This window comes from Streptomyces sp. NPDC003393, from assembly GCF_053589015.1.
Map to the genome: position 1 here is coordinate 24,876 of NZ_JBSFRB010000016.1, position 20,777 is coordinate 45,652.

Consider the following 20,777-nt stretch of genomic DNA (forward strand, 5'->3'; position numbering starts at 1 on the left):
CGGCTCAGGCCTCGACGGCGGACTCCTCAGCCTCGGACTCCAGAACGTCTTCGGCGTCCGGCACATCCTCGGGCTCCAGGACGAAGCCCGGCAGCCACTCCTCCAGCTCCTCCCGCAACCGCACCGTGGCCCCCAGCTGACACAGCACCCCGATGGTGCTGAGCGTCACACGGTGTATCAGCAGGTACGCGGGAGGCAGGTTGAGCCGCTTGCCCAGCTGGTAGGCGGGGGAGCGGGGGTCGGCGATGCGGGCCGCCTGGTTGCGCATCCAGCTCCGGGTGAAGGTGAACTCCTCGGCCTGGGCCGGTTCGATGATCGGCAGCAGGTAGTCGAGGACCGCGTCCGGGTCGAGCTCGATCGACTCCTTCACGAAGCCTTCCGCGCAGAGCAGCTCGTAGACCGCGTCGGCCTGCCCGTCCAGGGTCATCCGCAGGGACTCCCCGATCGGCGTGGGCAGACCACCGGGCAGGCGGTCGACGGTGCCGAAGTCCAGCACGCCCAGGCGCCAGTCGTCCTCGCCGTCGGGCCCGCCGGGCAGCAGACGGAAATTGCCCGGATGCGGATCGGCGTGCAGCAGACCGGTGCGGGCCGGACCGGAGAACAGAAAGCGGGCCAGCAGCTGGCCGGCCCGGTCGCGCTGCTCACGGGAGCCGTCCGCGATCACCTCCGACAGCGGGATGCCGTCGATCCACTCGGTGACGAGCACCTGGTCGCGCTGGTGGACGACGGCCGGGACGACCACGTCGGGGTCGTCCGCGAACTCCTCCGCGTGAGATTGTTGGGCCTGCGCCTCCAGGCCGTAGTCCAGCTCCTCGGAGACCCGGTCCTTCAGCTCGGAGATCAGGGGCTTGATGTCCATCCCCGGGATCAGCGGTCCCAGCAGGCGCGCGAACCGGCTCAGTTGCCCCAGGTCGGACAGCAGGGCATCGCCGGCGCCCGGGTACTGCACCTTGACCGCCACCTCGCGGCCGTCGTGCCACACGGCCCGGTGCACCTGTCCGATCGAGGCCGCCGCGGACGGCTTGTCCTCGAACTCCTCGAACAGCTCACGCCAGTCCGCCCCGAGCCGCTCCTCCAGAACGCCGTGGACCGTGCGCGTCGGCATCGGCGGAGCGGCCTCCTGGAGCTTGGTCAGCGCCGCCCGGTAGGGGCCGGCGACCTCCTCGGGCAGCGCGGACTCGAAGACGGACAGCGCCTGCCCGAACTTCATCGCCCCGCCCTTGAGCTCGCCCAGCACCTTGAACAGCTGCTCGGCCGTGCGTTGCTGCAGTTCCCGCCCGACGAGATCGGCGGACTCACCGACGATCCGTTTGCCGAGTCCCCAGGTCGCCCTCCCGGCGAAGCCGAGCGGGAGCGCGGCGAGCTTGGCGGTCCGGGTGACCGCCTTCCGGGGAAGATCAGACATGCGCCCTCCAAGTCCCAGCAAGCCGCGCGGCGTCTGCCTGTCGGCAGGGCGTCGATGACGGCCGTTGCCCAGCCATTGTCGCGCGTGAGTCACCTTCGTCCGAGGTGTCCTCGGCCACGGGTTTCCGTCCGGCTCCGCACGGACAGTCCGGATGCGGCCACACCGGTCGCGCGCGCCAGTTCAGACCGGGCGTGGACACCTCCCAGCGGACACCCGCGCCGGAGGGCGGCTCCCCGTCCAGGAAGGCGAGGGCGTGGGCCGCCGCCAGCCCGGCGACCGACGTGGCGAGGGCCAGGTCACAGGGGCGCACGGTGCGCTGTCCGCCGGACCGCCACTGGGCCACCAGACGCGGCCATGTCTCGTCCCGGCCTGTACGGTCCCGGTGCAGGCACTCGGCGCAGCCCGTCTGGCCGGGCAGGACGAGAGGTCCCACGACGCCCGTGGCCTCGACGACGCCGACGTACAGATGAGGGGTGCCCGACGCGATCAGCGGGGCCGCCGCGACCGGGTCGGGTGCGTGGACGGCGAGGTCGTCCCGGGGGGCGAGGATCACCAGTGAGTGGCCGGGCTCACCCGCCCCGTGCGACTGGCCTGACTCCTGCGACTCCTGCCGCGCCCCGCGGGCGCCGCGGCGCGCCCGACGGTCCGGGGCCGCCCTGCGCACGGCCCGGCGGGCCGCGGCGGTCCTGCGCCCCCCGACGGACTCGGCGGACAGCCCGCCGGGGGCGACGTCCCACGGCTCGACGCATCCCCCGTCGAGCACATCGACCTCACCGACACCCGCGCCGGACAACAGGGCAGCCAGGACCGCACCCACCCGGCCCGCGCCGCGCACCTGGACGCGCAGATCACCCCGGGCGGCCAGCCGGTCGATCGCTTCGCCCGGTTCCCGAGCCACCAGGGACAGAGAGGCCAGGTCCGGCCGCAGCCGGTCCATGACCTCCTTCCGCTCCCGCAGCGCCCGGGCAGCCGTACCCCCGCCGCGGGCGTCGTCCAGCAGCCCGGCGTGGGCCAGCCGGGTCACGAGCCGGTCGACATGGCCCTCCGGCAGGTCCATGCGGCGCCCCTCCTCCCGCAGAAGGACCAGGCCGCGTGCGCCGTTGAGCAGTTCGAGGAAATGGCCTGTCGCCGTGTCGACCGGGCCGAGTGTCAGCGCGTGCGCGGGAGTCATCCCGAACTGCACGGTGTTCAGATCGCGCCATCCGCGCCGCAGCGCGGGCTTCACCATCGGATGCATGTGCGGCCCCCGTAGCCGAAGAAACCCAAGGAAACAGCATGGACAGCAGCCCGGGAGAGGGTCAGGTCCGTCCCCGGACGCCGGCGGAGCCGGTCATCGCTCCGCCGACAGGTGCCAGCATGCCCGGCCCGGCCGGTCGGTGCGGAAAGTTGTCCACAGGCAGGGGATATTCGTCGTACGAATCAGACGCTCGGTGGGGGATCCGTGCGGAACCGTCCCGGACCCGGGACTTCCCGTGCGTACACCCGGTAACGTCGGGGCGTGTCCGCCGACCCACTGCACCGCGCCGGAGCACCACAGCGCAGCAAGACGAGCCCGCCGCCGAGCGGCTCGGCGACGAGCGCGATCGAGGTCCGCAGGAGCGCCCGCCGACGCAGGACGGTCTCCGCGTACCGCGAGGGCGACCGCACCATCGTGCTCATCCCGGCCCGGATGTCCGAGGCGGAGGAGCGGCGCTGGGTGAACGTCATGCTCGACAAGCTGGCCGCCCAGGAGAGCCGGCGTGCGCTCGGTGACGGCGAGCTGGCCGCGCGGGCCGAGCGGCTGTCCGCACAGTACTTCGACGGCCGGGCCCGGCCGGCCTCGGTCCGCTGGGTCACCAACCAGAACACGCGCTGGGGATCGTGCACCCCCGCGGAGGGCAGCATCCGGCTCTCGCACCGCCTTCAGGGCATGCCCGAGTACGTCGTCGACTACGTGCTCCTGCACGAGCTGGCCCACCTGCTCGTCCCCGGACACGGTCCCGACTTCTGGCGGCTCCTGGAGGCCTATCCGCGCACCGAGCGGGCCCGGGGCTATCTCGAAGGGGTGGTCGCCGCGGGCCGGCTGCCGCACCTGCCGGCCGCACGGGGCGAGTGACGGCCCCTCGGAAGAGGAACGGCCCACCCGGCGGCCGGACGGCGGCCCGCGAGGCAGCCGGGGGACGTGAGACCGGGGAGGCGGCGGACGGAGGCACGTGCGGCACAGGCGGGCGGGGATTGTGTACCGGGTCAGTACCGGCTTGGTCCGGTGTCGGAGTTTGCCGTTAGCCTGGCGCGACGCACTCGTATTCGGGATGGGGGACGGTCGTTACGCATGCCCAGGGAATTCCAACGCGGCCACAAGGCCAGGATCAGTGACCTGACCGCGGGCACGGATCTGTACGTAGGCGTGCAGATCTCCGGCCCCGGACTGACCTTCGACATCAGCTGCTTCGGCCTCGACGCCGACGAACGGCTCTCGGACGACCGGTACTTCGTCTTCTTCAACCAGCCGAAGTCCCCCGAGGAGGCCATCCAGTTGCTGGGTGCGCAGGCGGGTGACACGGAGTCCTTCAGGGTCACGCTCGACCGGATACCGCCACAGATCCAGAAGCTGTCGTTCACGGCGACCATCGACGGCGCTGGGCAGATGTCGCAGATCGGACCCGGCTATCTGCGCATCGTGGCAGGCGGCGAAGAAGTGGCCCGGTACGCGTTCAGCGGCTCGGAGTTCTCCACCGAACGCGCCGTGATGCTGGGCGACATCTACCTCAAGGACGTGTGGCGGTTCGCCGCCGTCGGACAGGGATTCGACGGCGGACTGGATGCGCTGCTGAAGAACTTCGGCGGCGAGGTCCTGGAGGAGGAAGCTCCCGCTCCGGCACAGGCCCCCCAGCAGCCGCAGACGGGCGGTGCTCCGGGCTTCGCCCCACCCGCCCAGACCTCGCCGCCGCCGGCCTTCGGCGTTCCCACCGGACCATCCGCTCCCGCGGCCCCGGCGCCCGCGCCCGCCCCTGCGCCGGCCCCGGCACCGCAGCCTGCCGCGCAGGGCTTCGCGCCGCCCCCGGGAGCGGCCACCCCGCCGCCCACGCCCCCGGTGCACGCCGCGCCGACCATCGTGGCGCCCATGACACCGCCGGGCGGTACTGTCCCGCCCCCGCCCCCGGCCCCCGCGCCCTACGGCCAGCCGGGCCAGCAGTCGCCGTACCACCAGGCCGGCGCCCCGAGCGCGCCCCCGCCCCCCGGCTACGCACAGCCCCAGGCACCGCAGGCACCCGCCCCGCCTCCCGGCTACGGCCAGCCCACCCCGCCCCCGGGCTACGGCCGGCAGCCGTACGGACAGGTCCCCGGCCAGGCCGCGCCCGCGCCGTACGGAGCCCCGCAGGGCGTCCCCCAGGGCACCGGCGTGGCCGCCGCGCTGCAGCAGTTCAAGGAGACGCCCACCGGCCAGCGCTGGACACCGCAGAGCAGCAAGCTGATCCGGGTCGACCTCGGCATGGGCGGCCAGCCCGTGCTGGCCCGTCAGGGCAGCATGGTGCTCTACCAGGGCAAGGTCGACTTCAGCTACAAGGGCGCCGGCTTCGCCGGCCGCATCGTGGGCAACGCCACCGGCCAGGAGATGCAGCTGATGCGCTGCACGGGCCAGGGCCAGGTGTTCCTCGCGGAGAACTCCACGCATCTGCACCCCGTGGAACTGCAGGGCGACGCGATCTGCGTCTCCGCGGAGAACGTCCTCGCCTTCGACGAGAGCCTCCAGTACGAGGTGCGCCGTATCGAGGGACACGGCATCCCCGGAGGAGCCCTGTTCACGATGCAGTTCCAGGGCACCGGCACCATCGTCGTCAAGACGCACGGCACGCCCGTGGTGCTGCCGGTGACTCCGACGACGTTCGTCGACTCCAATGCCGTCGTCGCCTGGTCCGCCGCCGCGCAGGTGATCGTCTCCAGCCAGGTGCGCATGCGTCGCAACGCCTACCCGGGCCACACCGGAGAGGGCGTCAACCTCCAGTTCCGGGCCGCACCCGGCAACTTCGTCGTCGTCCAGCCCTACGAGGTCTAGAGGGAGCCCGTCATGAACCAGCCGCTCGCGGGCTACGCCCCCGCACCCGTCACCGCCCGCATGGAGAACCACGGCAGTCACATGCTGAAGGTCGCCATGCAGACCGGGAACGACCTCTTTGCGCGCGTCGGATCCATGGTCGCCTACGAAGGCTTCATCCAGTACGAGCCCAACCCGCCCGCCGTGCGGCAGATCGCCCGCGACTGGATCACCGGTGAGGGCGCGCCCCTGATGAAGTGCTCCGGCGACGGCCTGCTCTACCTCGCCGACTACGGCGCCAATGTCGTCGTCATCAACCTGGGTGGCGACGCCATCTCGGTGAACGCCACCAACCTGCTGGCCTTCGACGCGAACCTCCAGTGGGGCGTCGAGCGGGTCAAGGGCCTGGCGAAGTTCGCCGGGCAGGGCCTGTGGAACACGAAGATCTCCGGACAGGGCTGGGTCGCGTTCACCTCCCGGGGCAAGCCGATCGTCGTCGACTGCGGCAGTGGCGAGGACGAGACCTACGTCGACCCGGACGCGCTCGTCGCCTGGTCCCCGAACCTGAAGGTGAAGGGCAAGCGCAGCTTCAAGGCGCAGTCCCTGATCGGCCGGGGCAGCGGCGAGGCGTACCAGATGGCCTTCTCCGGCCAGGGCATCGTCGTCGTGCAGCCCAGCGAGGACAGCACCGACCGCCTCCGGATCCGGGGCTGAGGGGGAGACAGGACACCATGCAGAGCCCGCTTTTCGCGTTCAACGACTCCCAGACCCAGGAGCGCTGGAGCCTGCAGAACAAGCAGATGCTGCGCGTCACCCTGGAGAGTCACGACGACATCCTCGCCCGCAAGGGCACCATGGTCGCCTACCAGGGGCTGGTCGAGTTCGACGCCGAGTACCAGAGCAGCAACCAGGCCTATGCGCGGGCGCGCACCGGCGAGGGCCTGGACCTCATGCGCTGCCACGGGCAGGGCACGGTCTACCTGGCCAACCTCGCCCAGTACGTCCACGTCATGGACGTCGAGCAGGACGGCCTGACCGTGGACAGCAGCTATGTGCTGGCGATGGACTCCTCGCTGCACCACGAGGTCATCGCCGTCGACAGCATGTACGGCATCTCCGGCTCCGGGAAGTACCAGCTGAACATCACCGGCCGTGGCAAGGTCGCCCTGATGACCTCCGGCGCTCCGCTGATGATGCAGGTGACGCCCGACAAGTACGTCAACTGCGACGCTGACGCGATCGTCGCCTGGTCCACGGGGCTGCGGGTGCAGATGCAGGCCCAGACCCACTCCTCCGGGGTGTGGCGGCGGCGCGGCAACACCGGCGAGGGCTGGGAGCTCAGCTTCATGGGCAGCGGTTACGTGCTCGTCCAGCCGAGCGAGCTGCTGCCGCCGCAGAACGCGGTGATCGGTCAGGGCGTCGCCGCGCAGTTCGGCATGGGACAGCACGGCGCACGCGGACAGAACCAGGGCAACGTCTGGAGCTGAGGCGCTGGAGCCGAGGTGAGGGGTGGCCGCGAGGACGGCCACCCCTCGCTCGTCCGTCTGGTCAGAGCCTGGCGCGGGTCGCCTCCACCAGGCGTACGACCGACTCGTCCGCCACGCCCGGCACCTCGTCGTAGGAGAACCAGCGCAGATCCAGGGACTCGTCGCTGATGACCTCCACCGATCCTGGCGGGGCGACGGCGGCGTACTGCACGTCCAGGTGCCAGGCGCACGGCGTGGGATGCCGGTCCAGGCGGACCGGGCCACCGGGCAGCAGAGCCAGCCCCGCGATGCCGGACTCCTCGGTGGCCTCGCGCAGCGCGGAGGCTGCTAGCGTGGCGTCGGCCGGCTCGCAGTGGCCGCCCATCTGGAGCCACATCCGCAACTTCCTGTGGAGGGTCAGCAGCACCCGGCCGCGTTCGGCGTCGACCACCAGGGCGCTCGCCGTGATGTGCCCGTCGGCGCAGGCCTTCCACATGCCGTCCGGGTGGGCGGTCAGGTGCTCCAGGTATGTCTGCCGCAGCTCTTCCTGGCCCTCGTACTCCTTCAGCACCAGGGTCGCGTCGTCATGGAGGCTCACTCGGCGTCGTCGCCCGTGTCGCTGCCGTCCTTTTCGTCGCCTTCGTCCTTCTTGTGCAGGTCCGGCTTCGGCGCGGAGCCGCCCGCGGCCTCGCCGAGCATCTTGTCCAGCTCGGAGAAGTCCAGCTGCTCACGGTGCACGAAGCCGTCCGGGTCGTCCAGGTCGGCGGCCGTCGGCAGCATGTCCGGGTGGGCCCACAGACCGTCGCGGCCCTCCACCCCGCGCGCGTCGGTGAGCGAGGCCCACAGACGGGAGGCGTCACGCAGACGGCGCGGACGCAGCTCCAGGCCGATCAGCGTGGCGAAGGTCTGCTCGGCGGGGCCGCCCGACGCCCGACGGCGGCGCAGCGTCTCACGCAGCGCGTCCGCGGACGACAGACGGGGCTTGGCCGCGGCGTGCACCACGGCGTCCACCCAGCCCTCGACGAGCGCCAGAGCGGTCTCCAGACGGGCCAGAGCGGCCTTCTGCTCCGGGGTGTCCTCCGGCTGGAACATGCCCTGCTGCAGAGCGTCCTGCAGCTGCTCGGGATTCTGCGGGTCGAACTGGCCGACCACGTCCTCCAGCTTGGCGGTGTCCACCTTGATCCCGCGCGCGTACCCGTCGACCGCGCCGAACAGATGCGAGCGCAGCCACGGCACGTGCGCGAACAGCCGCTGATGGGCGGCCTCGCGCAGTGCGAGATACAGCCGCACCTCGTCCAGCGGCACGCCCAGGTCCTTGCCGAACCTCTCGATGTTCACCGGCAGCAGCGCGGCGCGGCCGGCCGGACCGAGTGGCAGGCCGATGTCGGTGGAGCCGACGACCTCGCCGGCGAGCACGCCGACGGCCTGGCCGATCTGCGTGCCGAACATGGCGCCGCCCATGGAGCGCATCATGCCGATCAGCGGGCCGGCCATGGCCTGCATCTCCTCGGGCAGCACGTCGCCCATGGCGGTGCCGACGCGCTCGGCGACCGGGTCGACGAGTTCCTGCCAGGCGGGCAGGGTCGCCTCGACCCACTCCGCACGGGACCAGGCCACCGCGGAGGCGGCGCCGGACGGCAGGGACGTCGCGTCGTCCAGCCACAGGTCGGCCAGGCGGACGGCCTCCTGGACGGCGGTGCGGTCGGCGGCGCCGACACTCGCGTCCTTCGTGCCGTCCGGGGCGCCCTGGGCGACCGTCTGGCGGGCGATCTGTTTGGCCATGTCCCAGTTCACCGGGCCGCCCTCGTAGGAGAGCATCTGGCCGAGCTGCTGGAAGGCGGCGCCCAGGTCGGTGGGGTTCAGCGAACCGAACATCGCTGCGAGCGGATTGTCGGCGCCGGGCCCGCCAAGGCCTCCGGCTCCGGGCCGCCCGAAACCGAACGGGTTGGCCGGTCCCTGCCCACCACCGCTCTGCTGGTCCTTCTTCTTGCCCTCGTCGCCGTCGTCCGGCTCCTCCGGCGGAAGGCCGAATCCGAATGGGGTGTCACTCACGGGGTTCCTCGGCTGGTAAGGCCACCGGTTTTTCCGGCGGCGCGGCTGCCCGACAACACCACCCAGCGTAGACACCGCGGACGCATCGGGCCTCGGTGCTTCGCCGACACAGCGGCTGCGGCAGGATGGAGCCACCTGGTACGTACGCGTCATTCGCGCCCGTATGGAAGACAACCGCTGGAGACGCCCGGTGAGTTCCCCAGATCCGCAGGTTCGCGCAGCGCGAAACCCTGAAAACCCTCCCGCCGTGCGCGGGCCCGTCGTCGCGGTCACCGGAGCCGCGAGCGGTGTCGGCGCGCTGCTCACGGAGCGGCTGGCCGCGTCCGACGAGGTCAGGCAGGTCATCGCCATCGACGAGCGACGCGGGGAGTGCGCGGCGGCGCGGTGGCACATCCTCGACGTGCGGGACCCGGCGATCGCCGACAAGCTGCGCGGCGCCGACGTCGTGGTGCACCTGGCGCTCGATCTCGACCTGGAGACCGACCCCGCCGCCCGTACGGCCTACAACGTCCGAGGGACGCAGACCGTGCTCACCGCGGCCGCGGCGGCCGGTGTCCACCGGGTGGTGCTGTGCACGTCCGCGATGGTGTACGGAGCGCTGCCGGACAACGAGCTGCCGCTGTCGGAGGACGCCGAGCTGCGGGCGACCGCCGAGGCGACCGGCGTCGGGGACCTGCTGGAGGTCGAGCGGCTGGCGCGCCGCGCGCCGCGGGCGCACCCCGGGCTGAACGTCACCGTGGTCCGGCCGGCCGTGCTGGTCGGCGGCACCGACACCGCGTTGACCAGGTACTTCGAGTCGCCGCGGTTGCTGGTCGTGGCCGGTTCACGGCCCGCCTGGCAGTTCTGCCACGTCGAGGACCTGTGCAGTGCGCTGGAGTACGCCGTGCTGGAGAAGGTCGACGGCGAGCTGGCCGTCGGCTGCGACGGATGGCTGGAGCAGGAGGAGGTGGAGGAGCTCAGCGGCATCCGGCGGATGGAGCTTCCCTCGGCGGTGGCGCTGGGGGCGGCCGCTCGGCTGCACCGGATCGGGCTCACCCCGTCCCCGGCGGGGGACCTCGCGTACACGATGTACCCCTGGGTGGTCAGTGGCAGCAGGCTGCACGACGCGGGCTGGCGGCCGAGGTGGACCAATGAGGAGGTGCTCGCCGAGCTGCTGGAGGAGGTCGCCGGGCGGCACACGGTGGCCGGCCGACGGCTGGGCCGCAAGGACGCGACGGCGGCGGGCGCCGCGGGGGCCACGGTCGCCCTGCTGGGCGCGGCCGCCGTGGTACGGCGGGCGCGCAAGGCCCGACGGCGGATGTGACCCCGGCCCGGCGGGATGCGCCGCGGACACGAGGTCCGCGGTCCGGGTCCCGGTCGTAGAACGAGGTCCGCGGTGCGCGTCCTCGGTGTCGTAGAAGGCTCCGAACCGGCACGCGCGCGTGCCGGGCGATGACGCTATTCCGCGTGGTCGGGCGCGTGCGGCACGATGGGGGCATGGCACCCACCACCGATCACCCGGGCGAACACGCCGCCGACGATCCCATCAAGCTGATCGCCGTCCGTGAGACGGCGCTCTCCCTCGACGAGGTCTTCCGGGCCGTCGGGGACGACGCCGCCGGCGGCACCGCGCTCTTCGTCGGGACCGTGCGCAACCACGACGGGGGTGCCGATGTCGACGAGCTCGGCTACTCCTGCCATCCCAGCGCCGAGGCCGAGATGCGGCGGATCGCGGAGAAGGTCGTCGCGGAGTACCCGGTGCGTGCGCTCGCCGCCGTCCACCGTGTGGGGGACCTCCGAGTCGGGGATCTCGCCGTCGTCGTCGGCGTGTCGTGTCCGCACCGCGGGGAGGCCTTCGAGGCCTGCCGGAAGCTGATCGACGACCTCAAGCACGAGGTACCCATCTGGAAGCACCAGAAGTTCTCGGACGGCACCGAGGAGTGGGTCGGAGCCTGCTGACGGCACTCCCGGCAGTCTGCCGACGCCCGTCCCGGGGCCTGGCGACGTCACTCCCCGGTCCGCCGGCGCACCTTCTGCCCAGCCCGGTGACCTGCCGATGCCGCAGGCGGTCACCGCCGCTCCCCGCGCCGGCGCTCCGGTTGCGTAACCGACCCCCTGACCCGAGCGTTGTCATTGCAGATGGTTAATCTGCTGATCAGTCAGTTGGGGTCGCTCGGTTGGGGTCGGGAGGTCGGCATGGCGGCACTCGCCTGGTTGCTGATACCACTGGTGGCTGCGATAGCCGCCGGACTGTGGGGGATCTGGGCGAACCGGACCCGCAAGGTGCGCAGCGATCGTCCCGAGCTGGACGGGTACGCCCGTTTCCGTGAGGCCATGGAGAGGTCCACGTCCGGCACGTGAGGCCGTGCGGAGAACCGCGTGCGAAGACCAGGTGCCCAGGCTCCGTGCGACGGCCCTGACGGTCCTCTGACAGGCGCGTCCCGTACTGTCGACTCATGCCACGCCGCACCGCGACGATGCTCGCCTCCACTCTGATGCTGATCGCGCTCCTGTGCGCGGGGGTCTTCCTCCCCGTGCCGTACTCGGAGATGTCCCCGGGACCGACGGTCAACACGCTGGACGAGCACGACGGCGAGCCGGTGCTGCAGATTTCCGGGCACCAGACGTATCCGACGGACGGCCATCTCAACATGACCACCGTCCGGGTCACCAGCGCCGACTACCGGATGAACCTCGTCGAGGCCGTCTACGGCTGGCTCGCGCACGACGACAAGATCGTCCCGCACGACACCCTCTACCCCGACGGCAAAACGGAGGAGCAGTCGACGCAGGAGAACGCCGAGGAGTTCAGCCAGTCCCAGGAAAGCGCCAAGGTGGCGGCCCTGAAGGAACTCGGCGTCCCGGTGCGGTCCTGGGTGATCGTCTCCGCGGTCCTCAAAGGAACCCCGGCCCAGGGCAGGCTGCACGCCGGTGACGTGATCAAGGCCGTAGACGGCACCGCGGTCAAGCAGCCTTCCGACGTCGCGAAGCTGGTCACCCGGCACGAACCCGGGCAGGACGTCGTCTTCACCATCGTGCCCGCCAAGGATCAGGCCGCCGCGGAGAAGCAGAACAAGACGGCGACCACCACCAAGAAGGTCACTGTCACCACGGCGGAGTCCCACGACACCGGCGCCAAGCGCGCCATCGTCGGGATCTCCACCGGAACCGATCACACGTTCCCGTTCACGATCGACATCAAGCTCGCCGACGTCGGCGGACCCAGCGCCGGTCTGATGTTCGCCCTCGGCATCTACGACAAGCTCACCCCGGGCAGTCTGACCGGCGGGAAGTTCGTGGCCGGCACCGGAACGATCGACGACGACGGCAAGGTCGGCCCGATCGGCGGGGTCGAGATGAAGACCGTCGGCGCGCGCGACAAGGGCGCCCAGTACTTCCTCACCCCCGCGGACAACTGCGCGGCCGCCGCCGAGGACACCCCCTCCGGGCTGACCCTGGTGAAGGTCGGCACCATCGAGGACGCCCTCGCCGCCCTGAAGGACATCCGTTCCGGGAAGACCTCCGACCTGCCCAAGTGCACGGCCAAGGGCTGAGACGAGGGGGGAGCGCCCGACCGCGGGCGCTCCCGATCACGAAAGCCCGGGTCTCAGTCCTCGAACGTGGCCGCCAGTGCCTCCGCGAGCCCCGGCACCAGGTCGGCGCCCGTGAGCACCTCCGTGGAGGAGTCCTTCTCGCGCAGCCGAAGGGCCGACTCCCGGCCGCCGTCGCGCAGCACGGCCACCGTCATCCGGACCTCCTGCCGCTCGGGGTGGTCGGCCACCCACCGGGTCAGCTTCTCCTCGTCCAGCCCCTGCGGCACCTGCGCCTCGGCGGACGGCGGCAGCATCAGCCGTTCCACGGTCAGCGCGCAGCCGGCCACCGCGTCGGGCCAGGCGATCGTGCCGAGGAACTCGTCGAGCGGCTGACCGGCCGGGATCTCGTCCTGCTCGATCGGGGTGAGACCGGAGGTCTGCTCCTCATCCTCCAGGCCGAGCTGGGCCGCCAGGGCGGGTTCCTCGGCCCGCAGGCGCGCGGTGTCTACGAGGGCGAAGAGGCGAGCGGGCTGGTCCCAGCCGAGGCCGGAGGCGTACTCGTCGATCTCGAGTACGGCCCGGGTGAGCGGGCTCGCTGCCATGGGAGTGTTGGACATGGTCACAATCCTGCCTCGTTCCCGGCCGGAATCGGGAACCGAGTAAACCGTCAGTAAGTTTCATAGGTGTGTGCCCGCGACGACGGCGGGCACACCGTACGGTCCGCGGGCACGGGGGCCAGACGCAACGACAGCGAACCACCAGCGAACTTCGAGGTGCGCACCTTGGCTTTCCAGATGCCGGACCGTGGCTCAGGCCCGTCCGGGCCGCGGATGAGAGTCGGCCGCCCGTCCCGGCGAGCCCGTGTCCTGCTGATGACCCTGGGCGTCCTGGCCGTCCTCGGCATGGCGTTCACGATGTTCGCGGGGTTCTGGACCGACTGGCTGTGGTACCGGTCGGTGCACTACTCGTCCGTGTTCACCACCACCCTGTGGACCAAGATCGGGCTGTTCTTCGTCTTCGGACTGCTGATGGCCCTGGCCGTCGGTTTCAACATCTGGCTCGCGCACCGGCTGCGGCCCCCGCTCAGCGCCATGTCGGTGGAGCAGCAGAACCTCGACCGCTACCGGATGGGCATCGCTCCGTACAAGAAGTGGCTGCTGTGCGGCATCACCGCCCTGGTCGGCCTGATCGCGGGTGCCTCCGCCGCAGGTCAGTGGCGCACCTGGCTGCTGTGGATCAACGGCGTCCCCTTCCACCGGACGGACCCGCAGTTCCACCTCGACGTCTCCTTCTACGCCTTCGACCTGCCCTGGTACCGCTTCCTGCTGGGCTTCGGCTTCGCCGCGACGATCCTGTCCCTGATCGCGGCGGCGCTGACCCACTACCTGTACGGCGGGCTGCGGCTCACCAGTCCCGGCGCCCGGGCCACGGCCGCGGCGACCGGGCACCTGTCGGTGCTGCTCGGCGTGTTCGTGTCCCTGAAGGCGATCGCGTACTGGCTCGACCGGTACGGGCTCGCGGTCAAGTCGAGCGACTTCAAGGCCACCGACAACTGGACCGGTCTGCGGTACGTCGACGCCCACGCCTATCTGCCGGCCAAGACGATCCTGTTCTGCATCGCGGTCATCTGCGCGCTGCTGTTCTTCGCCACCCTGTGGCGGCGCACCTGGCAGTTGCCGGTCATCGGGTTCGGTCTGATGGTGCTCTCCGCGATCCTCATCGGCGGCCTGTACCCGGCGATCGTCCAGAAGTTCCAGGTCCAGCCCAACGAGCAGGCCAAGGAGGCGCCGTACGTCGAGAAGAACATCGAGGCGACGCGCCAGGCGTACGGCATCGACGACACCGAGGTGACGCCCTACGACGGCACGAGCAAGACCAAGAACAAGTCGGCGCTGCGCGACGACGTCGACAAGACGGCGAGCATCCGCATACTCGACCCGAACATCGTCTCGCCGACGTTCCAGCAACTGCAGCAGATCAAGGGTTTCTACGCATTCCCCAACAATCTGGACGTCGACCGCTACCCCACCAAGGACGGCAAGGTCCAGGACACGGTCATCGGCCTGCGCGAGCTGAACTTTGCCGGGGTCAAGCAGAACTGGATCAACAGCCACTTCCGCTACACCCACGGCTACGGCATCGTCTCGGCCAAGGGCACCGAGGCCGACAACGGCGAGCCCGTCTTCACCGAGAAGAACCTGCCGCCCGCCGGCGACCTGCCGAAGTACGAGCCGCGGGTCTACTACGGCGAGAAGACCACCACGTACTCGATCGTCGGCGGTCCCCAGAAGGAGATCGACTACTCCGACAACGACGGCGAGAAGACCACCAGCTACCGGGGCGACAGCGGCGTCAGCCTGTCGAGCCCGGTCAACCGGGCCGCGTACGCGCTGGCGTTCGGTGAGCCGCAGATCCTCTACTCCGGGGCGATCGGCGACGGCTCGCGAATTCTGTACAACCGCACGCCCAAGGACCGGGTCGAGGCGGTCGCCCCCTGGCTGACCATCGACGGTGACGCCTATCCGGCGGTGGTGGACGGCCGCATCCAGTGGATCGTGGACGCCTACACGACCACGAACGGCTATCCGTACGCCTCCCGTACGACTCTCGGCGACACCACGGCGGACTCGCTGACCGCGACCAACAACTCGCGTGCGGTGGTCGCCCAGCAGAACCAGGTCAACTACATCCGCAACTCGGTGAAGGCCACCGTCGACGCCTACACCGGCGAGGTCCGGCTGTACCAGTGGGACACCGAGGACCCGGTGCTGAAGACCTGGATGAAGGCGTTCCCGGACACGGTGAGGCCGAAGTCGGACATCTCCCCGGACCTGATGTCCCATCTGCGCTACCCGCAGGACCTGTTCAAGGTCCAGCGCGAGCTGCTCACCCGCTACCACGTCCAGGACGCGCAGACCTTCCTCAGCGGCAGCGAGGTCTGGCAGGTTCCGGACGACCCGACGAACAAGTCGGGCGACGCGGTGCCGCCGTACTACCTGACCATGAAGATGCCCGGCCAGGACTCCCAGGCGTTCTCGCTGACGACGACGTACACGCCGAACAACCGGGACAACCTCAGCGCCTTCATGGCGGTCGACTCGCAGGCGGGCACGTCCGACTACGGGAAGATAAGGATTCTGAAGCTGCGCACGAGCACCTCGGCGGACGGACCCAAGCAGGTCCAGAGCCAGTTCAACTCCAACTCGCAGCAGAACATCACCGAGTTCGTCCGGCAGGTCAGGAACGGCGACTCGGAGATCGAGTACGGCAATCTGCTGACCATTCCGCTCGACGGAGGACTGCTCTACGTGGAGCCGGTCTACGTACGCGGCGGTCAACTCAAGTACCCGTTGCTGCGGAAGGTCCTGGTGACCTACGGCGGCTCCACGGCGTTCGAGGACACGCTCGGTCAGGCCCTGGACAAGATCTTCGGCGCGTCGGGTCCGACGCCTCCGCCCAGTACCGGCACCACGCCTCCGCCGAGCTCGGACAATCCGACGGTCCAACAGGCGCTGAAGGACGCGCAGAAAGCCTTCGACGAGGGGCAGGCGGCGCTGAACAAGAAGCCGACCGACTGGGAGGCGTACGGCAAGGCGCAGAAACAGTTGCAGGACGCGCTCAAGCAGGCCGCGCAGGCCCAGGCCCAGGCGGAGAAGCGGAGCGGCGGCGCCGAGAACGGCACCGACGGTGCGAAGAACGGCGCCGGCGGCGACGAGACGGGCAGCGGTAGCGGCACGACGGGGAGTTGATCGCCGGTACGGCGTCGAGGGCCCGGGTCCGTGAGCGGATCCGGGCCCTCGTGGTGTGCGTACGGCGCTCGGTGGGGGAGGGCGAACGCATGTGCCGACAGCGGAGACCGCCGTGCCGCCGTGGGGAGTTGGGCGATCTGTGTTTGACTTGTCTCTCTGTGGGCATGTCGACAAAACGCTGAAGTGACCTCACTGGCTGCGGTATACCAGATGTACCCAGTTTGCAGGTGGTGCGACGATGAACGTTATGGGGGACAAGGTAACTCTGTTCGACACAGGGCGATTTGTGCAGGCTTCCGATCCCGGGACGGGCGGGGAGCCCGAGGGCCTCGAGGAGACGAAGGGGGCCCAGGGGATCGGGGACGCGGTCGCGGACGAGACCGGGGAGGCCGCCGACGAGATGGCCGAACTGGCGCGCCGCCGGCTGGCCGCCGAGGCCGGCGACATCGACGCGATGAGCGTTCTCGGAGCCATGCTGCTGCGCCGCGGCGACCTCGACGCAGCCGAACCCCATCTGCGTGCCGCCACCTCGGCCGGTGACCGCGCCGCCGCGAACAACCTGGGAGTCCTCCTTCACCAGCGTGGATACGCCGACGAGGCGGCGGGCTGGTGGCGGATCGCCGCGGTCGCCGGCTCCGCCGCGGCCGCGCACGCGCTCGGCCGGCACCACCGCGAGCGCGGCGACGAGCCCGCCGCCGAGTACTGGCTGCGCCAGTCCGCCGAGCAGGGCCACGTGCTGGGCGCCTACGCGCTCGCCGATCTCCTGGAGCACCGCGCGGACCCCGCGGCCGAACGCTGGATGCGGGTCGCCGCCGAGCGCGGCCACCGCGAGGCGGCCTACCGGCTGGCGCGGGCTCTGGACCGGCGTGCGGCGGACGACTCCACCGCGGACGGTGCCGGCGCCCGGGGCACGGGCTCGAGCGGCGCCGGCCCCACCGGGACGGACCGCCACGGCGCGGGCTCGGACCCGAGCGACCGGACGGCGGAGGCCGAGCAGTGGTACCGGCAGGCCGCGGCGCGCGGGCACCGGCGTGCGGCGCTGCACCTCGGCGCCATCCTGGAGAAGCGGGGCGAGCTGAAGGAGGCCGGCCGCTGGTACCTGACGTCCGCCAAGGACGGCGAGGCCCGGGCGGCCTGCGCCCTCGGGTTCCTGCTGCGCGACGCCGGGGACACCGAGGCCGCGGCGGTGTGGTGGCTGCGGGCCGCCCAGCACGGTGACGGCAACGCGGCGAACGCGCTGGGCGCGCTGCACGCCGAACGCGGCGAGACGCAGACCGCCGAACGCTGGTACAGGGCGGCCATGGACGCCGGCGACGTGAACGGCGCCTACAACCTCGGCCTGCTCTGCGCCGAGCAGGGACGGACCACGCAGGCCGAGCAGTGGTACCGGCGCGCGGCCTACGCCGACCACCGGGAGGCGGCGAACGCGCTGGCCGTCCTGCTGCTCCAGGGCGGTGACACCAGCGGGGCCGAGCCGTGGTTCTCCCGGGCGGCGGAGTCCGGGAGCGTGGACGCCGCGTTCAACCTGGGGATCCTCTATGCCGGGCGGGATCTGGAGTCCGAGGCCCTGCGCTGGTACGAGCGTGCGGCGGCCGCCGGGCACACGGAGGCGGCGCTACAGGTCGGGATCGCCCGGCTGCGCGCGGGGGACGAGCAGCAGGCCGAGCGGCACCTGCGGTGCGCGGCCGGCGGCGGGAGCGCGGAAGCCGCCTACCGGCTGGCGACGGTGCTCGACGCGCGACGGCCTCCGGTCCCGGCGCACGAGCTCGGGGAGTCGGTGATCCACGAGAAGACCGAGTGCGAGGAGTGGTACGAGCGGGCGGCCTCCCAGGGCCACCGGCGCGCACAGGTTCGGGTCGGCATGCTGGCCGCCGCCCGGGGGGACGTGGTCGAGGCGGCCCGCTGGTACCGGGCGGCGGCGGAGGCCGGGTCCCGCAACGGCGCCTTCAACCTCGGGCTGCTGCTCGCGCGGGAGGGGAGCGAGCCCGAGGCCGCCGTGTGGTGGGCCCGGGCGGCCGACGCGGGCCACGGGCGGGCGGCGCTGCGGCTGGCCCTTGTCTACGCGCGGCGCGGGGAGCTCGCGGAGGGGCAGCGGTGGGCCGACCGCGCGGTGGCGCTGGGCCCGGCCGAGGTCGCGGAGCGGGCGGCACGGCTCAGGGACGCGCTGCGGGAGGAGCTGTCGGCGTGACGTGCGCGACCTGCCCCGTAAGCGATTTGCTTCTTTCCCCGCCGGTCACGTAGTGTTCTATTCACCGACGCGGGGTGGAGCAGCTCGGTAGCTCGCTGGGCTCATAACCCAGAGGTCGCAGGTTCAAATCCTGTCCCCGCTACTGAAGGCCGAGGGCCGGAATCCGATCAAGGGTTCCGGCCCTCGGTGTTTTCGCCTCTGGGTGCCGCGACGCCCCTCGGTATCTCCGTTCCGCGCGAAGACGCCGGCACGCCAAGGCACGGTGCTCGGGCAGCCCCGACGTGCGATGAGTCCCACGCGGGCAGCCTCCGGGCGAAAAGTCCCGGCATGCGAAAAGTCCCGGCACTCCCTGGTGCCGGGACTTTCAGACGTTCGTCACGCTGCCGCGCAGTTCGGGCACAGGCCGCGGTACGTCACCTCGACGTCCGAGATCGTGAAGCCGAACCGCTCCGAGTCCGGAAGGTCGGCCAGCGGATTGCCGCCGGGATGCACATCCCGGATCGCGCCGCAGCCGGCGCAGACCAGGTGCTGGTGCGGCCGGTGGGCGTTCGGGTCGTACCGCTTGGCGCGCTTGTCCGTGCTGACCTCGATCACCTCACCGAGGGAGACCAGCTCGCCCAGGGTGTTGTAGACGGTCGCACGGGAGATCTCGGGCAGCTTGGCGACAGCCCGCGCGTGCACCTCGTCGGCCGTCAGGTGGACGTGCTCGCCGTCCAGGACCTCGGCCACGACGCGGCGCTGCGCGGTCATCCGCCATCCGCGTCCGCGCAGCCGTTCCAGAAGGTCGCTCATGAGCACCAGCTTAACAGCAAGGGGAATAGTTTCCGAACGAGTGTGACTTTGGATGTCTGTTTGACTTGGACAAAGTCCATTGTAGGATCCAGAACGGCTTTGGCCAAGCAACAGGAAACAGACAGATGTGCCGGGAGGCGACATGACCCAGGGGCCGCTCACGACGGAGGCCGGTGCACCGGTGGCCGACAACCAGAACAGCGAGACCGCGGGCGTCGGCGGCCCGGTTCTCGTCCAGGACCAACTCCTGCTGGAGAAACTCGCCCACTTCAACCGCGAGCGCATTCCGGAGCGCGTCGTGCACGCACGCGGTGCCGGCGCCTACGGCACCTTCACGGTGACCGCCGACGTCACGCCGTACACGCGTGCCGCGTTCCTCTCCGAGATCGGCAAGCAGACGGAGACGTTCCTGCGCCTCTCGACGGTGGCGGGCAACCTCGGTGCGGCGGACGCGGTGCGCGACCCGCGCGGGTTCGCGCTGAAGTTCTACACCGAGGAGGGCAACTACGACCTCGTCGGCAACAACACCCCGGTGTTCTTCATCCGGGACGCGATCAAGTTCCCCGACTTCATCCACACCCAGAAGCGCGACCCGTACACGGGCTCGACGGAGCCGGACAACGTCTGGGACTTCTGGAGCCTGTCCCCGGAGTCCACGCACCAGGTGACCTGGCTGTTCGGCGACCGTGGCATCCCGGCGTCCTACCGCCACATGGACGGCTTCGGCTCGCACACCTACCAGTGGAACAACGAGGCCGGTGAGGTCTTCTGGGTCAAGTACCACTTCAAGACCGACCAGGGCATCAAGTGCCTCACCCAGGAGGAGGCCAACAAGCTCGCCGGTGAGGACCCCGACTCCCACCAGCGCGACCTGCGCGAGGCGATCGAGCGCGGCGAGTACCCCTCGTGGACCGTCCACGTCCAGATCATGCCGGCGGCCGAGGCGGCGACCTACCGTTTCAACCCGTTCGACCTGACCAAGGTCTGGCCGCACGCCGACTACCCGCTGGTCGAGATCGGCAGGCTGGAGCTCAACCGCAACCCGGAGAACGTCTTCGCCGAGGTCGAGCAGTCGATCTTCTCCCCGGCACACTTCGTGCCCGGCATCGGCCCGTCCCCGGACAAGATGCTCCAGGGCCGTCTCTTCGCCTACGGCGACGCCCACCGCTACCGCGTCGGCATCAACGCCGACCACCTGCCGGTGAACCGGCCGCACGCCGCCGAGGCGCGCACCCATGCCCGTGACGGCTACCTCTACGACGGCCGCCACAAGGGCGCGAAGAACTACGAGCCGAACAGCTTCGGCGGTCCGTTCCAGACGGACCGGCCGCTGTGGCAGCCGCTCGCGGTCTCCGGTGTCACCGGCGACCACGCGACCCCGGGGCACGCCGAGGACGACGACTTCGTCCAGGCAGGCAACCTCTACCGGCTGATGTCGGACGAGGAGAAGGACCGCCTGATCGGCAACCTGGCGGGCGCCATCGCGCAGGTGTCGCGCGAGGACATCGCCGCGCGCGCGATCGACAACTTCCGCCGGGCGGACGCGGACTTCGGCAAGCGGCTGGAGGCCGCGGTCCAGGACCTGCGGGGCTGATCTC

17 protein-coding genes and 1 tRNA gene are annotated in these 20,777 nt (G+C 70.9%); 12 read left to right on the forward strand and 6 right to left on the reverse strand.

The features are described 5' to 3' along the window. Positions 1–4 precede the first annotated feature (4 nt). Positions 5–1,405, reverse strand: coding sequence for an ABC1 kinase family protein (locus ACWDUZ_RS17660; RefSeq protein ID WP_451632715.1), 1,401 nt, complete (start codon positions 1,403–1,405; stop codon positions 5–7). Continuing rightward, the gene (locus ACWDUZ_RS17665) at positions 1,398–2,642 is read right to left on the reverse strand and encodes a TOMM precursor leader peptide-binding protein (protein ID WP_451632716.1); all 1,245 of its coding nucleotides are present in this window, start codon (positions 2,640–2,642) and stop codon (positions 1,398–1,400) included. Before ACWDUZ_RS17665 ends, ACWDUZ_RS17660 begins: the two co-directional genes overlap by 8 nt. A gap of 261 nt (positions 2,643–2,903) precedes the next feature. On the opposite strand from ACWDUZ_RS17665, the gene ACWDUZ_RS17670 reads away from it, so the two are divergent. The 4 genes from ACWDUZ_RS17670 (at position 2,904) to ACWDUZ_RS17685 (ending at position 6,907) form a co-directional block, all read left to right on the forward strand. Next, complete coding sequence (locus ACWDUZ_RS17670) at positions 2,904–3,500, forward strand: M48 metallopeptidase family protein (RefSeq protein ID WP_451632717.1); 597 nt, start codon at positions 2,904–2,906, stop codon at positions 3,498–3,500. A 216-nt stretch (positions 3,501–3,716) separates the two neighbouring features. Continuing rightward, positions 3,717–5,441 carry a TerD family protein gene (locus ACWDUZ_RS17675; RefSeq protein WP_451632718.1) on the forward strand — a complete coding sequence of 575 codons (1,725 nt, stop codon included), beginning with the start codon at positions 3,717–3,719 and terminating at the stop codon, positions 5,439–5,441. Positions 5,442–5,453: 12 nt separating this feature from the next. Next, a complete protein-coding gene (locus ACWDUZ_RS17680; protein ID WP_451632719.1) occupies positions 5,454–6,134 on the forward strand; it encodes an AIM24 family protein in 681 nt (226 codons plus the stop codon). A 17-nt stretch (positions 6,135–6,151) separates the two neighbouring features. After that, positions 6,152–6,907 (forward strand): AIM24 family protein, encoded by a 756-nt coding sequence (locus ACWDUZ_RS17685; RefSeq protein WP_451632720.1) that lies wholly within the window; start codon positions 6,152–6,154, stop codon positions 6,905–6,907. A 61-nt stretch (positions 6,908–6,968) separates the two neighbouring features. On the opposite strand, the gene ACWDUZ_RS17690 is transcribed toward ACWDUZ_RS17685, so the two are convergent. Together ACWDUZ_RS17690 and ACWDUZ_RS17695 are read right to left on the reverse strand one after the other, a co-directional pair. Beyond that, the gene (locus ACWDUZ_RS17690) at positions 6,969–7,484 is read right to left on the reverse strand and encodes an NUDIX hydrolase (RefSeq protein ID WP_451632721.1); all 516 of its coding nucleotides are present in this window, start codon (positions 7,482–7,484) and stop codon (positions 6,969–6,971) included. Then, on the reverse strand, positions 7,481–8,938 hold the full coding sequence (locus ACWDUZ_RS17695) for a zinc-dependent metalloprotease (RefSeq protein ID WP_451632722.1): 1,458 nt from the start codon (positions 8,936–8,938) through the stop codon (positions 7,481–7,483). The genes ACWDUZ_RS17690 and ACWDUZ_RS17695 overlap by 4 nt, the downstream gene beginning before the upstream one ends. Positions 8,939–9,128: 190 nt before the next feature. On the opposite strand from ACWDUZ_RS17695, the gene ACWDUZ_RS17700 reads away from it, so the two are divergent. From ACWDUZ_RS17700 to ACWDUZ_RS17715, 4 genes are all read left to right on the forward strand, one after another. Then, the gene (locus tag ACWDUZ_RS17700) at positions 9,129–10,241 is read left to right on the forward strand and encodes an SDR family oxidoreductase (protein ID WP_451632723.1); all 1,113 of its coding nucleotides are present in this window, start codon (positions 9,129–9,131) and stop codon (positions 10,239–10,241) included. Positions 10,242–10,414: 173 nt separating this feature from the next. Beyond that, on the forward strand, positions 10,415–10,876 hold the full coding sequence (locus ACWDUZ_RS17705) for a molybdenum cofactor biosynthesis protein MoaE (RefSeq protein ID WP_451632724.1): 462 nt from the start codon (positions 10,415–10,417) through the stop codon (positions 10,874–10,876). A 237-nt stretch (positions 10,877–11,113) separates the two neighbouring features. Continuing rightward, positions 11,114–11,278, forward strand: a complete 165-nt coding sequence (locus ACWDUZ_RS17710; RefSeq protein WP_451632725.1) for a hypothetical protein — start codon at positions 11,114–11,116, stop codon at positions 11,276–11,278. Positions 11,279–11,373: 95 nt separating this feature from the next. Further along, entirely contained in the window at positions 11,374–12,471 is a 1,098-nt protein-coding gene (locus tag ACWDUZ_RS17715) for a YlbL family protein (protein WP_451632726.1), read from the forward strand. 53 nt (positions 12,472–12,524) lie between these two features. Here ACWDUZ_RS17715 and ACWDUZ_RS17720 read toward each other — a convergent pair whose 3' ends face one another. Next, a complete protein-coding gene (locus ACWDUZ_RS17720; protein WP_451632727.1) occupies positions 12,525–13,067 on the reverse strand; it encodes a PPA1309 family protein in 543 nt (180 codons plus the stop codon). Between the two features lie 177 nt (positions 13,068–13,244). Here ACWDUZ_RS17720 and ACWDUZ_RS17725 point away from each other — a divergent pair, with 177 nt between their 5' ends. The 3 genes from ACWDUZ_RS17725 to ACWDUZ_RS17735 all read left to right on the forward strand — a co-directional run bounded on the left by ACWDUZ_RS17725 (position 13,245) and on the right by ACWDUZ_RS17735 (position 18,529). Next, positions 13,245–16,199 (forward strand): UPF0182 family membrane protein, encoded by a 2,955-nt coding sequence (locus tag ACWDUZ_RS17725; RefSeq protein WP_451632812.1) that lies wholly within the window; start codon positions 13,245–13,247, stop codon positions 16,197–16,199. A 238-nt stretch (positions 16,200–16,437) separates the two neighbouring features. After that, the gene (locus tag ACWDUZ_RS17730) at positions 16,438–18,387 is read left to right on the forward strand and encodes a sel1 repeat family protein (RefSeq protein ID WP_451632728.1); all 1,950 of its coding nucleotides are present in this window, start codon (positions 16,438–16,440) and stop codon (positions 18,385–18,387) included. Between the two features lie 68 nt (positions 18,388–18,455). Next, positions 18,456–18,529, forward strand: a tRNA-Met gene (locus ACWDUZ_RS17735). A 233-nt stretch (positions 18,530–18,762) separates the two neighbouring features. Here the strand turns inward: ACWDUZ_RS17735 and ACWDUZ_RS17740 are convergent. After that, a complete protein-coding gene (locus ACWDUZ_RS17740; protein ID WP_358866978.1) occupies positions 18,763–19,179 on the reverse strand; it encodes a Fur family transcriptional regulator in 417 nt (138 codons plus the stop codon). A 142-nt stretch (positions 19,180–19,321) separates the two neighbouring features. Here ACWDUZ_RS17740 and ACWDUZ_RS17745 point away from each other — a divergent pair, with 142 nt between their 5' ends. Then, complete coding sequence (locus tag ACWDUZ_RS17745) at positions 19,322–20,773, forward strand: catalase (protein ID WP_451632729.1); 1,452 nt, start codon at positions 19,322–19,324, stop codon at positions 20,771–20,773. The last annotated feature ends 4 nt before the right edge of the window (positions 20,774–20,777 follow it).

Bases quoted from the DNA above. Each gene is read 5' to 3' on its own strand.
- ACWDUZ_RS17705 (WP_451632724.1), top strand. From the start codon at position 10,415: ATGGCACCCACCACCGATCACCCGGGCGAACACGCCGCCGACGATCCC.
- ACWDUZ_RS17720 (WP_451632727.1), bottom strand. From the start codon at position 13,067: ATGTCCAACACTCCCATGGCAGCGAGCCCGCTCACCCGGGCCGTACTC.
- ACWDUZ_RS17675 (WP_451632718.1), top strand. From the start codon at position 3,717: ATGCCCAGGGAATTCCAACGCGGCCACAAGGCCAGGATCAGTGACCTG.
- ACWDUZ_RS17685 (WP_451632720.1), top strand. From the start codon at position 6,152: ATGCAGAGCCCGCTTTTCGCGTTCAACGACTCCCAGACCCAGGAGCGC.
- ACWDUZ_RS17680 (WP_451632719.1), top strand. From the start codon at position 5,454: ATGAACCAGCCGCTCGCGGGCTACGCCCCCGCACCCGTCACCGCCCGC.
- ACWDUZ_RS17740 (WP_358866978.1), bottom strand. From the start codon at position 19,179: ATGAGCGACCTTCTGGAACGGCTGCGCGGACGCGGATGGCGGATGACC.
- ACWDUZ_RS17710 (WP_451632725.1), top strand. From the start codon at position 11,114: ATGGCGGCACTCGCCTGGTTGCTGATACCACTGGTGGCTGCGATAGCC.
- ACWDUZ_RS17745 (WP_451632729.1), top strand. From the start codon at position 19,322: ATGACCCAGGGGCCGCTCACGACGGAGGCCGGTGCACCGGTGGCCGAC.
- ACWDUZ_RS17660 (WP_451632715.1), bottom strand. From the start codon at position 1,405: ATGTCTGATCTTCCCCGGAAGGCGGTCACCCGGACCGCCAAGCTCGCC.
- ACWDUZ_RS17715 (WP_451632726.1), top strand. From the start codon at position 11,374: ATGCCACGCCGCACCGCGACGATGCTCGCCTCCACTCTGATGCTGATC.
- ACWDUZ_RS17730 (WP_451632728.1), top strand. From the start codon at position 16,438: ATGAACGTTATGGGGGACAAGGTAACTCTGTTCGACACAGGGCGATTT.
- ACWDUZ_RS17725 (WP_451632812.1), top strand. From the start codon at position 13,245: ATGCCGGACCGTGGCTCAGGCCCGTCCGGGCCGCGGATGAGAGTCGGC.
- ACWDUZ_RS17665 (WP_451632716.1), bottom strand. From the start codon at position 2,642: ATGCATCCGATGGTGAAGCCCGCGCTGCGGCGCGGATGGCGCGATCTG.